Here is a 13,474-nt window from a genome sequence, read left to right as displayed (position 1 = left end):
TGCTACCCTTTGACTGCGCCTGATGTCATGCCCGCGACGATCTGACGGTTGAAGAAGATGAAGACGATCAGCGGCGGGATCGTCACGAGGAGGATGTTCATGAAGAGCAGATTGTACTGGCTCGCATACATGCTCTGAAAATTATAGAGCGTCAGCTGCACGGTCACGTTTTCCCTGCCGGGAAGATAGTAGAGCGGATTGGTGAAATCGTTGAAGATCGCGATCGACTGGACGACGATGTTGGTGACGGTCACCGGTTTCAGAAGCGGCAGGATCACCCTGAAGAAGATCTGCCGGGGCTTGGCGCCGTCGATCAGCGCCGCCTCGTCGAGGTCGCGCGGTATGGTCGAAATGAATGACCGGTAGAGCAATGTGGAGAAAGAGAGATTATAGGCGACCTGGATCAGGATCATCCCGGTCATGGTTTTGAAGAGACCGATCTCCTGCAAAAGGCCGATGGTGGGCACGACGGCCGGCGGCATCATCAGACCCATGAACAGGGCAATAGAGGCCACCGTATTCCATGACGTCTTGCGGCGCTGCATCACATAGCCGACCATCGCCGAAAGCAGGATGAGGATCGTGACGGAGGCGACGGTGATCAGGGTGGAGTTGAAATAGGCGAGCACGAGCTGGTAGTCGCGTGCCTTGAAAACCGCCACCAGATTATCCCAGAACAGCCACTGTTCGGGCAGTTCGAAATCGAGGCGGGACGCTTCGGATTTCGATTTGACCGCCTGCAGGGCGACGAAAACGAACGGCATCACGAAGATGACGGCCGCCACCGCAAGGGCTATCGCACCGGTGACGTAAGGGCGGATGCTTCTCATTCTTCGACCCCGCGCCGGTTGAACCAAAGGGTGAGTGGCAGGATGATCACTGCAATCAGCGCAAACAGGATGACGTTTCCAGCGGTCGACAGCCCGTAGAAGCCCGCCTGATACTGCTTGTAGATGACCGAGGCGATCACATCGGAGGAGAAACCAGGCCCGCCGCGGGTCATTGCCCATATCAGGTCGAACGATCGAAGTCCGCCGATCAGCGACAATGTCACCACAGTGATGGTGGCGGGACGTACGAGCGGCAGGGTGATCCGGAAAAATTGCTGAAGACGTGTGGCGCCGTCAATTCTCGCCGCCTCATAATAATCGGGGCTGATCGCGGCAAGACCGGCGATGAAGATCAGGGTCGCGAGGCCGACACCCTTCCACAGATCGACGAGGGCCACGGAAAAAAGCGCGAGTGCCGGATTGGTCAGCCATCCCGGCCCGGGAATGCCGATCGTCTCGAGCGCGACATTGATGATGCCCTTGGTCGGATGCATCATCACCGCAAAAGTAATGCCGATGCCGATCGTCGAGACCAGGACGGGGAAGAAGACCAGCGTTCGCAGGAAACCGCGGGCGAAAATATTGCTGGTCAGCAGCACGGCGAGCAGCAACCCGCAGACCGTCTTCAGGCCGGATGTCGTCACGGCATAGATCAGCGTGTTGATGAGCCCTTTGATCAGAAACGGCTCTGAAAAGAACTGCTGGAAGTTCTCGAGCCCGATGAATTCGGCCGTCGAAAGATCCCAGCGCGTCAGGCTGAACCAGAGAGAGGATACCGTGGGAACCAGAAACAGCACGCCATAGATGATTGCGGCCGGAATGAAAAACCACAGCGGGTAGGGCGATTTGCGCGAGCGGGGGCGTGTCTCTGTCATGACGACCTCTTCGATCGGGTGGAACCTCGCCCCTTTAGGAGCGATGTTAATTGACCCGAAAGACCGCTACCAGTTGGGTAGACCGAGCTGCTTGGCCTGCTTGCGCACGTCGTCGTCATAGAGCTTTGCCGCGTCGGCAGGCTGGCGAATACCGGAGCCGACTTCGACGGTGATCTGCTCGAGTGACGGTCCCTTGATCGGCGAAACGAATTCCAGTGCCGGTGTCGTCATGCCCTTGGTCTCGAAATAGGGGAGCATGTCCTTGACGACAGGCGGAACATCGGCCGGCAGATCGCAGCCATCGACGAGTGAAGGTCCCTGAACGGTGTTGATTTCCATCATGATCTTGTAGCCCTCGACGCTGCCGGCGAAATCCACGAATTTCTTCGCTTCTTCTATATGCGGGCTGGCAGCGGGAATGTAGAGGGCCGGCGGCATCCAGACCGTCAGGCCGTTGGCTGCAGCGTCGTCGCTCGGCTGCGCGAAGAAGCCGACATCGCCGAGATTTTCGGGATAATTCTGCTTGAGGACGCCGACTGCGAAGCTCAGCATCGGATAGTGCGCTGCCTCGCCTGTCGAAACCATTCTCAGGCCATCGTCATAACTTGCTGCGCCGAAGTCTTCATTCATCAGGCCGGCGTCATGGACATCCTTCAGTCGTTCGAAGCCTTTCATGGCCGCAGGCGTCTCGGCATATTTCGCCTTGTTGGCGGTATAGTCGGCGGCAAAGTTCGGCACAGCGGCATGCAGGTTGTAATAGTCAGCCAGAACGAACAGCTGCGAGGTCCAGGTATCGCGATAGGTCTGCACCACGGCGACCTTGCCCGCAGCCTTGACCTTTTCGCTGTTCGCCATGAAATCCGCCCATGTCTTCGGAACGGAGAGGCCGAGATCTTGGTAGATTTTCCTGTTATAGAGGATCCCGCCCGCCATCGCCGTGCCGAAGGGGACGCCGTAAAGTTTGTCATCGGCGCGGACGACTGACTTGAAGCCGTCGTCGACCTTCGCCTGCGACGACAAGCCGCTCAGATCGACAAGCGTCTTTGCCGGCTTCAGTGCCTGCAGCAGCGAACCGGAATTATAGAGGAACACATCGGGCATTTCACCCGTCGCCAGCCGCGTCTTGACGATGTTGTCGCCTTCGCCGCCGCCGGGCCGCTGCTCGATTTCGATCGTCACGTCGGGCGCCTTGGCCTGATAGGCGGCAACCAGTGCCTCGGCGGCCGCGACTGTGTCAGGGCTGTTGTCGATCAGGAATGACAGGGTGGTTTCTGCATGCGACGGGCTGGCCGCAACCAAAGCCAAAAGCGCGGATGCGCCCGCAAGAACGAGTTTTATACGATGTGCCATGACGTTCCTCCTCTGAACGGTGTGACGTGTATTCTCCTCAAGAATTGGGTAGGGAAAAGACCAGTCGGTGCGTCCCCGGCGGAAGGACGGCTTCCTTGGTGACCGGCTTTCCGTTGAGCGACGGGTTTTGATGCCGTTTTCCGGGCCGGAACCGGCCGATGCAGCCTTCCGGAAGCGTCAGCACATAGGTGACCTTGTTGCCGTCGCACTGCCAGCCGGCCTCGATGCGCCCGTGGCTGATATCATGGTGGGCTGAAACCGGCGAAAGGGACGGAATCGGCGCTGGATTGATAATTATCTCGGCAAATCCGGGTGCGCTCGGGCTCGGCGAAATGCCGGCGACGCTTTCGAACAGCCATTGGCAGACAGCACCATAGGCATAATGGTTGTAGCTGTTCATGTCGGGTTCGTAGATGGTGCCGTCAGGCGCCATGGAATCCCAACGCTCCCAGATCGTCGTCGCCCCCTTCGACACCTGGTAGAGCCAGCCCGGCACATCCTCCTGCAGGAAGACTTTTTCGGCAAGGTCGTCCATTCCGAGTTTCGTCAGAGCCGGCAGCAGGGCAGGCGTGCCGATGAAGCCGGTGCCGATCTTATAGTCGGCATCGACGATCACCTGCCTGAAATGCTGCTGTGCGGTCTCCTGATGCTCATCCGGTATCAGGTCGTGGAGGAAGGCCAGCGCATAGGACGTCTGGTCGTTATGCGCGAGCCGTCCCGAGGGAGCGATGAACTCGTTAGCGAATGTCAGCCGGATCTCGCTGGCGCGCTGCTTCATTTGCGCTTCAAGCGTATGATCGCCGAGAACGGCTGCGATCTTTGCCAGAAGGTCGGTCGAGATAAAGTGGTAGAGTGTGGCCGCGCAGTCGTCGGCGATCGTCGGGCGAGGCTTCCGGTTGTCGCCGACCGGCTGCAGCCAATCGCCGAAGGTGAAGCCGCGGTCGCCCCAACGCGACGGCGGGCGCACGAGCGGGCCATCCGAGATCGACCAGACGAAATCGACCCAGCGCACCATGGAATCCAGGCACTCCGACAAAACGGCCCGATCGCCGTAATGGGTGTAGAGAACCCAGGGGATGACGACAATTGCATCGCCCCAGCCGGTCGAACCGGCAAAGCCCGGGAAATTGGCCGGATGCAAACGTGTCGGATCCGGCGAGAAATGCGAGACGGCGCCGTCCTCGCGCTGATCGGCCATCACATCGCGCAGATATTTCCTGAGGAACGACTGGCTGTCGCTCAGCCAGCACGCCGTCGCGGCAAACACCTGGGCATCGCCCGTCCAGCCCAAGCGCTCATCGCGCTGCGGGCAATCGGTCGGCACTTCGACAAAATTGGCACGCTGCGACCAGATGGTATTCTGGACGAGGCGATTGACCAGCGCATTGCCCGAGGTGAAGCCGCCGGCGGGCTCGGGTACCGACGAGATCGGGATAGACGCGATTGCGAGGATCTTCGCATCGCCCTCGATCGTCACTCTGGCATAACGGAAGCCGTGGAAGGTGAAATGCGGCGCGTAGGTCTCGTCGCCGTCTCCCCGCAGGGTGTAGACGGTATGTGCGGCGGCCGTGCGATAGTTGCGATTGTCGAAATGACGATCGGGACCGAGAACTTCCGAATGCTCCACCCGGACTTCGGCGCCGGCAGCGCCTCGGACGGTATATCTAACATAGCCGCCGGCATTCTGGCCGAAATCATAGACCGTCCTGCCGCCATCGTCGGTCCAGCTTTCGACCGCAGCAAGCGGCCGCAACTCCCGCACCGCCGTAGTTTCATGCGCGACGAGCAGTGCCCTGTCGAACGGCAGTTTCTCGGTGCCGTGGGTCTCGGCATAGTTTTCCTGGCGGGCATCATAGACTTCGCCAAAGTAGATCCCCGACTGCAGGATCGGCAGAACACCGCTTCGCCATGTCGTGTCGGTGGAAAGAACGGTGCCATCAGCTCCGATCAGATCCGCAATGGCGCCAATCCTGTCGCCCCAGCAGTTCGGGATCGCCTTGGCGCCCCACATCAAGGGCGATCGGTACCATCCGTCGGCAAGCCAGATTTCAATGCGGTTCGGCCCCGGCTTGAGCAGGTTCGAGACATCGTATCGCTGATAGGCAAGGCGATCGTCGTAGTTCGTCCAGCCGGGTGTCAACAGGTCGCTGCCGACGCGAACGCCGTTGATGAAGCAGCGGTAGAGGCCAAGTGCGGAGATAAAGAGCTCGACGGGAAGCTTAGCGCCATCATGTTCGAAAGACTTGGAGACGAAGCTTGCGGCCGTTCCCTGGCCGCCATCCGATAGCGGCGCGATCATATCCCCGGACCAGGCACGCGAAATGAGGTTGCCGCTGATGGCTGCCGGCTGAAAGTTCATCAAGTCCTCCCGACGAGTTGTAGAACGTTCTCCATATAACGTTCTACATTTTCTTCGAAAGCGCAATAGAAATTTGGTTGCCAGTCTGCCATGGTGGTTCTGCGGGCGCTTGTTGACGACTCGCAGCAGCAAGCCAGAGATTTCATGTCAATCGAAGACAAACAAAGGCCGCAACGAACCGATCGCGTGACGATCCGGACCGTGGCAGCTCACGCAGGCGTATCGGTCGCAGCGGTTTCCAAGGTGATGCGAAACGCCTATGGCGTCAGTGATGCGCTGCGCGCAAGGGTGACGGATGCCATCGAAGCACTCGCATATCGCCCCTCGCGGGCAGCTAGAGGGCTGCGTGGCCGGAGTTTTACCATCGGCGTGCTGCTGATCGATATCCGCAATCCCTTCCTTCCGGAGGTGATTGCCGGCGTGAACGGCGTGCTGGCGCCTTCGCACTACCAGGCGATGATCGGCGTCAGCGATGCGCGCGTGCAGCTGGAGACGTCGTTGATCGAGTCGATGATCGACTACAAGATGGACGGCCTGATCCTTGTTGCGCCGCGTTTGCCCTCGGAGATCCTCGCAAAGTTCGCAGTCCAGATACCGATCGTCGCCGTCGGTTACCACGATGCCAGCGCTACTGCCTTCGATACCGTCAATGCCGACGATCAGCGCGGCGCGGAGATCGCCGTAGAAGCGCTTCTTGCCTGCGGCTATCGCGACATCGAAATGCTCAGCCTCGGCGAGCGCCAGGGGCACGCGGTTTCCGTCGTCCGCCAACGTGAGATCGGGTTCCGCCGGGCGATGCAGCGTGGCGGGCTTGGCTCCTCGCCAGCGATCAGCAAAATTCCCATTGCTTCGCCAAAGCGGGAAGAGGCGATGCGAAAATTCCTATCGAGGAAGGACAGGCCGCGCGCCGTATTCTGCTGGAGCGATCTCGACGCGATCACCCTTCTGAGCCTGGCTATGGAGATGGGTGTGCGCGTGCCCGACGATCTCGCCGTCATCGGATACGACAATTCGCCGACCGCAGCACTCGGCCTCGTCAATCTCGCAAGCATCGATCAGTCGGGCAGGGAACTCGGTCAGGTCGCAACCCGAGCTCTCATTTCCAGAATAGAAGGCCGCACCGCTTCCGAGCATATTTTCCAGATACCGTCGCTGGTCAGCCGCAACAGCCTGACCCGTTCCGGCAGCGGCACGGACATGAAGCAGGGCTGATGGCCGGAGTGTCTGCCGCGATCGGGCAGTGGCCGGCTCTCACCTGAAAGCGGCGAGAGATGGAAAGGCCGGCAGCCGCTGTCCGCGTTTGCCAGCCCCGTTGTCTCAGGCAGCCTGGCGGATCTTTGAGGGACGCGTGGCGGCGGCCTTCTCGACCATGGCGGTGACTTCGGCGCGGCGGGCGCCCGAAAGCGGCAGGCGCGGCATGCGAACGCGCTCGGAGCCGCGGCCCATGATCTGCTCGGCAAGCTTGATCGACTGCACGAGATCGTGCTCGGCATCGAGGTGCAGAAGCGGCATGAACCAGCGATAGATCTTGCGGGCCTCTTCCCAATCGCCGCGTTCGGCGGCGGCAACGAGCTGCACGGATTCCTCCGGGAAGGCGCTGGTCAAGCCCGAGACCCAGCCCTTGGCGCCGAGCATCAGCCCTTCAAGCGCGACGTCGTCGAGACCTGCGAAGATATCGAAACGATCGCCGAATTCATTGATGAGATCGGTGAAGCGGCGCGGATCCGGCGCACTTTCCTTGACCGCCTTGATGTTCGGCACGTCGGCAAGCACCTTCAGCACATCGGCGCCGATGTTGACGCGGTAGGCCGGCGGATTGTTGTACAGCATGATCGGCAGCGAGGTCGCTTCGGCGACGGTGCGGAAATGCGCAATCAGCTCTTCGGGCTTCGGCACATAAACCATGGCCGGCAGCAGCATCAGGCCGTCGGCGCCGAGTTTTTCGGCGTCGCGAGCATAGGCGACGGCACGGCGCGTGTCGAATTCGGAGACGCCGGTGACGACGGGGACGCGGCCGTTGACGACCTCGACGGCAGCTTTCAAGATCGTGCGCTTCTCATCGGGATCCAGCGAATTGTTCTCGCCGCATGTGCCCATGACGATCAGTCCGTTGACGCCATCGTTTACAAGCGCGTCCTGGACGCGCTGGGTCGAGGGCAAATCGACGGAAAGATCGTCGTTGAACTGTGTCGTTACGGCGGGAAATACGCCCTTCCATCCTGTGGTCATTGATCGAGCCTCGTTGAAATTAGTTGCCTTATATACAAACTGTCGACAAGATTCAATGATGTGAACTTACAAATTTGAGGCCCCGAAGACCGACATTGCGAGAATCGGCCGAAACGAAATACAAGGCTCTAACGAAAGAGGGCGGACGAATGCGGAACGACGCGGAAAATGTGCGGGTGCGCGGCTCTGGCACGCAGAGCGTCTATGTGACGCTCAGGCGGGAAATCCTGTCGATGGCGCTGGAACCCGGCAGTCCGCTCGACGAGGTACGCCTGTCGGAGCGCTTCCGGATGTCGAGGACTCCCATTCGCGAGGCGCTGTTGCGGCTCGCTGCCGACGGGCTCGTCACGACGCTGCCGAACAGGAATACCATTGTCGCGACCATCGATTTCGCAAGCCTGCCCACCTATTTCGAAGCGCTTACGCTGATGTACCGGGTGACGACGCGCGGCGCGGCGCAACGGCGAAACGGCGAGATTATGAAGACCGTCCGCCGGCATCAGAAGGACTTCGCCGAAGCCGTTGCCGCGCGCGATGCCTATGCGATGATCGAGGCGAACCGCGAATTTCACGTCGCGATCGCCGAACTTGCCGGCAATTCCTATTACACGGCCTTCTTCGCCAGGCTGCTCGACGAGGGCCGCCGCATCCTGCGCCTTTACTACTCGACATTCGACGACCGCCTGCCGCGCCAGTATGTCGACGAACACGAGGAAATGATCGCCGCAATCGAAGCCGGCGACGTCGAACGGGCCGACCAACTGGCGATCGCTCACGCCGCCCAGATCGTCCGCCAGATCCAGGAATATATCGCCCGTGACCTCGACCGGCCGGTGGCGATCAGCATGTCCTGACCCGGGCGCAAGGCGAGGGCTTCATCGATCTGGAAGCGTAGGAAAGCAGGAAAACAACATGTCGTGGCAGCACCCCGTACCTCCTATCACTGAGGACGAACGGCAGACCCGCCTCGCCAGGCTTCGCAAAAGGATCGGAGCCGAAGGATTGGCTGCCGTGCTTCTTGGGCCGACCGAAAGCCTGCATTACTTCACGGGGCTGGTCTGGCATCCGAGCGAGAGGTTCCTCGGCGCGCTCGTCACGCCCGCGACCATTTCCTACATCGTTCCGGGGTTCGAGCGCAGCCGTGTCGAAACGCTGCCGCATCTGCCGGGGGAAATCCTGATCTGGGAAGAGGAGGAGAGCAGCGCTGCTCTCATCGCCCGCCTTGTTGCCCAGGGCGGCAGACTTGCCCTCGACGATGGTTTGCCACTTTTCTTCTATCATGCATTGGCGGCGGAGATGGGCGCGGCGAGGCTTGCCGATGGCGGGCGGCTGATCCGCGACCTGCGTTGCATCAAATCGGCCGCAGAGATTGCCCTCATTCAGTATGCGATGGACCTGACGCTTGACGTCCACAGGCAAGTGCATGGGCTCTTGAAGCCGGGCATCAAATCATCCGAGGTGGTCGATTTCATCGACCGGCAGCATCGCCAGGCCGGCGCCGATGCCGGCTCGACATTCTGCATCGTCTCCTTCGGCGCGGCGACCTCGCTTCCGCATGGCGCCGACGGCGATCAGGTCCTTGGTCGCGACGACGTCATTCTCATCGATACCGGCTGCCGGATCGACGGTTATCATTCCGATATCACCAGGACCTATATGCTGGAGGGCGGCGAAAGCGCGTTCGAACGGGCCTGGTGGATCGAGCGCGAGGCGCAACAGGCCGTCTTCGACGCAGCCCGGATCGGCGCCGCCTGCTCGAGCCTCGACGATGCGGCCCGCAAGGTGCTTGCCAAACACTCGCTCGGCCCCGACTATCGCCTACCGGGTTTACCGCATCGCGCCGGTCATGGCCTCGGGCTCGAGATCCACGAGGAACCCTACATCGTTCGCGGCAACGACGCGCCGCTCGCCGCCGGCATGTGTTTTTCCAACGAACCGATGATCGTCTTCCCCGGGAAATTCGGGATCCGGCTGGAAGACCATATGTACATGACCGCCGATGGACCACGCTGGCTGACCAATCCGGCGGCGGGCCCGACCGAGCCATTCTCTTGAGAGGCCCCATCTCGTGCCCGCTCAGGCAGCGCCGGTTTTCAAGTGACTGTCAGGCCGGACGAGCGTGAGGAGATCATCGCCGCGATTAAGGCTGGCGACGCCGAGCAGGCCGACCGGCTGACGATCGTTCACGCCGCGCAGATCGTCCGACAGATCCGGGAATATGTTATCCGCGATCTCGACCGGCCGCTGGCGATCAGCATAGCCTGAAGCGACCGGATTGAAGAGGCGTAGGCTGCCCCGGCCCGCACGTTGGCGAGGGTTGTCGTCAATTCGATGCGTAAAGTATTACCTCACAAACGTTACTTGCTTTCTGGCGTGGTAAAAGGTTGACTATGGTTAACCCTATAGTCTCGAGGATAGGATGATGGATTTGTTTAGAAAGGAGGGGGATGACCGCGCTCAACTGCAGAAAATGACATTGACCGGCAGATATAGAAATATAGCAGCGATGCTTTCGATAGCAGTGGTTGGCCTGTCTATATTCTTGATATCGATTGGTGCTTTAATTGAATTTTTTCAACCTGAGTTTTTGTCAAACGTCATTCTCGACGACGTCCCCTTGCACTACATCGCCTGGTTCATGATTACCTTTGGGATCACTATCGCCGTCATCAACGTGATTTTGGCGGCAAGGCGGGAGATCGAGCAAGAGACGGCCGAAAGCATGCTTCCATCGGACGCAGCCGAGATCAAAAGGCAGGCTTTGCGTGACCTTCGAACACATCGAAACGGCTATGCGCGCTCTTCCAAGGTCAATCAATATCTCTGGAATTTTCTCACATTGGGGATCATCGTTTTGAGCGGTCTCTCATCGTTGTTTTCCGCCTATGGCCCGGTTGTCCCCAATTGGCTGCCAATGACCGCTTCCGCGCTCGTGGCACTTTTCGGCGTGATAATGGTTCAATTTCGCGTCAGGGATGTCTGGCAATTGAGAGAGCAGGGAAGGATTGAAGCGGAGGTACTCGTCGCCGATGCTCACCTCATCGAGACAACAGACAATCTTGCAGCGCTCAAACAGGTAGCCGCCCTCAGAAAGCGCGCCCATGCGCTCGAGATGAAACAGCTCAACCAGCTCTTCGTGGAAACCACCGAAGCCAATCCGTAAGCCACTGCCGGCATTTGCCGGGGGCCGACCGAGCCGTTTATCTGAGCGGGCATATGCCCCGCCCGCTCAGGCAATCTATCTCAGCTGCGCGATCATCCGCCGCCCTTTAATCCTGAATGCCGGAGGTGCTCCCCGCCTTGAGCTTGACCTCGATGACCGGGACGACGATCTGAGGTCGGCGCACCGGCAGGACGAATGTCATTTGATCCTCACTGACGGGGAACTGGGTGTTCGCCCATAGCGTATTGGCCGACGGGCGCAGCCAGGTAACTTCGCTGCCATCATGCAGGAATTGCGCATATTCGACTTTCCCCGCCAGCGCATCGAAATGCAGATGGCGATAAGGCCAGTTGAAGAGATGGATGTAGAGACGATCGCCATTCTGGGTCAGGCGGCAGTCGGCGGGCGCGGTGAAATCGGACTGGGTGCAGCCGACGATGCTGCGCTCGTGCAGCGCCATCCACTCCTCATAAGCGGCAAGGGCTGCAATCGCGCGGTCGTCGAGCGTGCCGCGCGCCGTCGGCCCGACATTCATCAGCAGATTGCCGCCCATGGCAACGGTGCCGACCAGCATCTGCACCAGTTGTTCCGTGCTTTTCCAAGTGTCCTCGTCGCGGTGATAGCCCCAGGAACCGCTGAGCGTGTGGCAAGCTTCCCAGACGACCTGCCTGCCATCGCGGAGCGGCCGCGCGCGCGGCATATATTGCTCCGGTGTGACGATGTCGGGCTGCAGGCCAGCGAGATCGAGCCGGTTGTTGATGATGATATCGGGGGCGAGTTCGCGCACCAGGCGCACGAGTTTCTCGCTTTCCCAATCCTGATGGCCCTTTCCCACAAGTTCTCCAAGCTTCCACTGCGGATAGCTGAAATCGAACCACATGATGTCGATCTGGCCGAACTCGGTCAGCAGCTCGCGGACCTGCTCGCGCATGAAGGCGGCATAGCGGTGCATATCCCGGCCTTCGTTGATTTTCAGCGCATCGGGATGATTGCGCTGCGGGTGGCGCGGATCGACCGTGAAGTCGGGATGATGCCAGTCGATCAGCGAATAGTAGAATCCGATCCTCAGGCCTTCTGCACGGAAGGCGTCGACGAACGGACCCAGGAGATCCCGCCCATAAGGCGTGTTGGTCACCTTGAAGTCGGTCGCCTTGGTATCCCAGAGGCAGAAGCCTTCATGGTGCTTGGTGGTCAGCACGACATATTTCATGCCGGCCGCCTTTGCGCGTCTGGCCCATTCGCTGGGGTCGTAGAGATCAGGATCGAAATGATCGAAATATTTCTGGTAGTCGGCATCATCAAGCTCTTCGCGGCTCTTGACCCATTCATGGCGTGCCGGCAGCGCATAGAGCCCCCAATGCACGAACATGCCGAACCGGTCGTGAACGAACCAGGCCTTTTTCTCCTCAGGCAGGGCCAGTGACTGCAGATTGCTGATATCCATCGGATATTCCTCCTGTTCCAAACTTCAAGAATTGGAGCATGATGTCGTCCGAAAACCGCACACACTTTTCGGCATCATGCTCCGGAGCGTTCAAGTCGTTTCGCGGACGATGAGCTCGGGCACGATGATGATCCCGTGCTGGCGGTTTCTGGTGGCGATGCGGCTGAGCAGCAATCGCACGGCTTCCTCCCCCATTTCGCGTTTTTGCACCCGCAAGGTGGTGAGCGCCGGAGACAGCAGTTCGGCAGTCGGAATATCGTCGAAACCGATCAGAGCAATTTGCCCGGGGATCGAAATGCCGACGGCCCGGCAGGCCTTCATGGCGCCGATCGCATTAAGGTCGTTGTAGCAGACAAGGGCATCGATGCCGGGCGTCTCCGCCAGAAATTGCGCGGCCGCCGTTTGCCCGCCTGCGGCGGTGGGATCGCAATAAACGATGCCTTGTGCCTTGAGCCCGTGGGCCGCCAGCGTCTTGCGAAAGCCGACAAGCCGGCTCTTGCCGCCAAACGAACTGCGCGGCCCAGCGATGATCGCGATGCTGCGGCGCCCGCGCTCGACCAGATGGTCGATGGCACGCGACGCTCCCGTCTCATAGTCGGTGACGATCGTCCCGGCGACCTCGTTGGGCGCCTCGCGGTTGATGAGCACCACGGCACGGTGGGGCGCAAGCGCCTTATGCAGCGCGGCATCGGGCAGTCGCGCGCTGCAAACGATGATCCCGTCGACCCGGTGCCGCAGCAGGGTTTCGATGAGTTCTTCCTCCCGCTTGCTGTTTTCGACGACATTCGACAGAAGCAGGTTGTAGCCGGCAGCGCTTGCGGCATCCTCGGCTCCCCTGATGACTTCGGGAAAGAACGGATTGGTGATGTCGGGAACGAGAAGGCCGATGGCCTTCGATCGATCGGACCGCAATCCGCGCGCAAAGGGATTCGGTCGGTAATTGAGTTCGCTCGCCGCTAAAATAATGCGTTGACTTGTCTCCGCGCTGGCGCCGCCGCGCTCATTGAGCACGCGCGATACCGTCATCGGCGACACCCCAGCAGCACGGGCGACATCGGCGATGGTTATTTTGGATTCTGGCTCTTTGGGGCGGCTCAACTGGATCGTCTCATCAAGAGGGGCAGGAATTTACGATAACGATAACTAACATAATTTCCAGGAAAGCCAAGTCTGGCTCGGGCTAGTATAAGGCGACGAGAATCTCTTTGACAAGATTTAACGGTA

General features: G+C 59.9%; 12 protein-coding genes. 5 read left to right on the top strand and 7 right to left on the bottom strand.

Features of this window, described 5'->3' with window-relative positions:
* Window positions 1-2: 2 nt before the first annotated feature.
* The 4 genes from V8P77_RS04395 to V8P77_RS04380 all read right to left on the bottom strand — a co-directional run bounded on the left by V8P77_RS04395 (window position 3) and on the right by V8P77_RS04380 (window position 5,414).
* The gene (locus V8P77_RS04395; protein ID WP_335910912.1) at window positions 3-830 is read right to left on the bottom strand and encodes a carbohydrate ABC transporter permease; all 828 of its coding nucleotides are present in this window, start codon (window positions 828-830) and stop codon (window positions 3-5) included.
* Window positions 827-1,705: a carbohydrate ABC transporter permease gene (locus tag V8P77_RS04390; RefSeq protein WP_335910911.1), complete on the bottom strand. Its 879-nt coding sequence runs from the start codon at window positions 1,703-1,705 to the stop codon at window positions 827-829. The genes V8P77_RS04395 and V8P77_RS04390 overlap by 4 nt, the downstream gene beginning before the upstream one ends.
* 66 nt (window positions 1,706-1,771) lie before the next feature.
* Complete coding sequence (locus V8P77_RS04385; protein WP_335910910.1) at window positions 1,772-3,055, bottom strand: ABC transporter substrate-binding protein; 1,284 nt, start codon at window positions 3,053-3,055, stop codon at window positions 1,772-1,774.
* A 37-nt stretch (window positions 3,056-3,092) separates the two neighbouring features.
* Window positions 3,093-5,414, bottom strand: coding sequence for a family 78 glycoside hydrolase catalytic domain (locus V8P77_RS04380; protein WP_335910909.1), 2,322 nt, complete (start codon window positions 5,412-5,414; stop codon window positions 3,093-3,095).
* A 144-nt stretch (window positions 5,415-5,558) separates the two neighbouring features.
* On the opposite strand from V8P77_RS04380, the gene V8P77_RS04375 reads away from it, so the two are divergent.
* Entirely contained in the window at window positions 5,559-6,626 is a 1,068-nt protein-coding gene (locus tag V8P77_RS04375; protein ID WP_335910908.1) for a LacI family DNA-binding transcriptional regulator, read from the top strand.
* 105 nt (window positions 6,627-6,731) lie between these two features.
* On the opposite strand, the gene V8P77_RS04370 is transcribed toward V8P77_RS04375, so the two are convergent.
* Window positions 6,732-7,643, bottom strand: coding sequence for a dihydrodipicolinate synthase family protein (locus V8P77_RS04370; RefSeq protein ID WP_222414352.1), 912 nt, complete (start codon window positions 7,641-7,643; stop codon window positions 6,732-6,734).
* 149 nt (window positions 7,644-7,792) lie between these two features.
* On the opposite strand from V8P77_RS04370, the gene V8P77_RS04365 reads away from it, so the two are divergent.
* From V8P77_RS04365 to V8P77_RS04350, 4 genes are all read left to right on the top strand, one after another.
* Window positions 7,793-8,497, top strand: a complete 705-nt coding sequence (locus tag V8P77_RS04365) for a GntR family transcriptional regulator (protein WP_335910907.1) — start codon at window positions 7,793-7,795, stop codon at window positions 8,495-8,497.
* 58 nt (window positions 8,498-8,555) lie between these two features.
* Window positions 8,556-9,698: a M24 family metallopeptidase gene (locus V8P77_RS04360; RefSeq protein ID WP_335910906.1), complete on the top strand. Its 1,143-nt coding sequence runs from the start codon at window positions 8,556-8,558 to the stop codon at window positions 9,696-9,698.
* A gap of 42 nt (window positions 9,699-9,740) precedes the next feature.
* On the top strand, window positions 9,741-9,908 hold the full coding sequence (locus V8P77_RS04355; RefSeq protein ID WP_335911202.1) for a hypothetical protein: 168 nt from the start codon (window positions 9,741-9,743) through the stop codon (window positions 9,906-9,908).
* A 157-nt stretch (window positions 9,909-10,065) separates the two neighbouring features.
* Complete coding sequence (locus V8P77_RS04350) at window positions 10,066-10,806, top strand: hypothetical protein (RefSeq protein ID WP_335910905.1); 741 nt, start codon at window positions 10,066-10,068, stop codon at window positions 10,804-10,806.
* 106 nt (window positions 10,807-10,912) lie between these two features.
* On the opposite strand, the gene V8P77_RS04345 is transcribed toward V8P77_RS04350, so the two are convergent.
* Entirely contained in the window at window positions 10,913-12,250 is a 1,338-nt protein-coding gene (locus tag V8P77_RS04345; RefSeq protein WP_335910904.1) for an alpha-L-fucosidase, read from the bottom strand.
* Window positions 12,251-12,340: 90 nt separating this feature from the next.
* Complete coding sequence (locus V8P77_RS04340; protein ID WP_335910903.1) at window positions 12,341-13,348, bottom strand: LacI family DNA-binding transcriptional regulator; 1,008 nt, start codon at window positions 13,346-13,348, stop codon at window positions 12,341-12,343.
* Window positions 13,349-13,474 lie beyond the last annotated feature (126 nt).

The sequence above is a fragment of the Rhizobium aouanii genome, assembly GCF_037002925.1.
Classification (GTDB): Bacteria; Pseudomonadota; Alphaproteobacteria; order Rhizobiales; family Rhizobiaceae; genus Rhizobium; species Rhizobium aouanii.
Note: the sequence above shows the minus strand (reverse complement) of the source record. Positions and strands in the feature narration are given on the sequence as shown.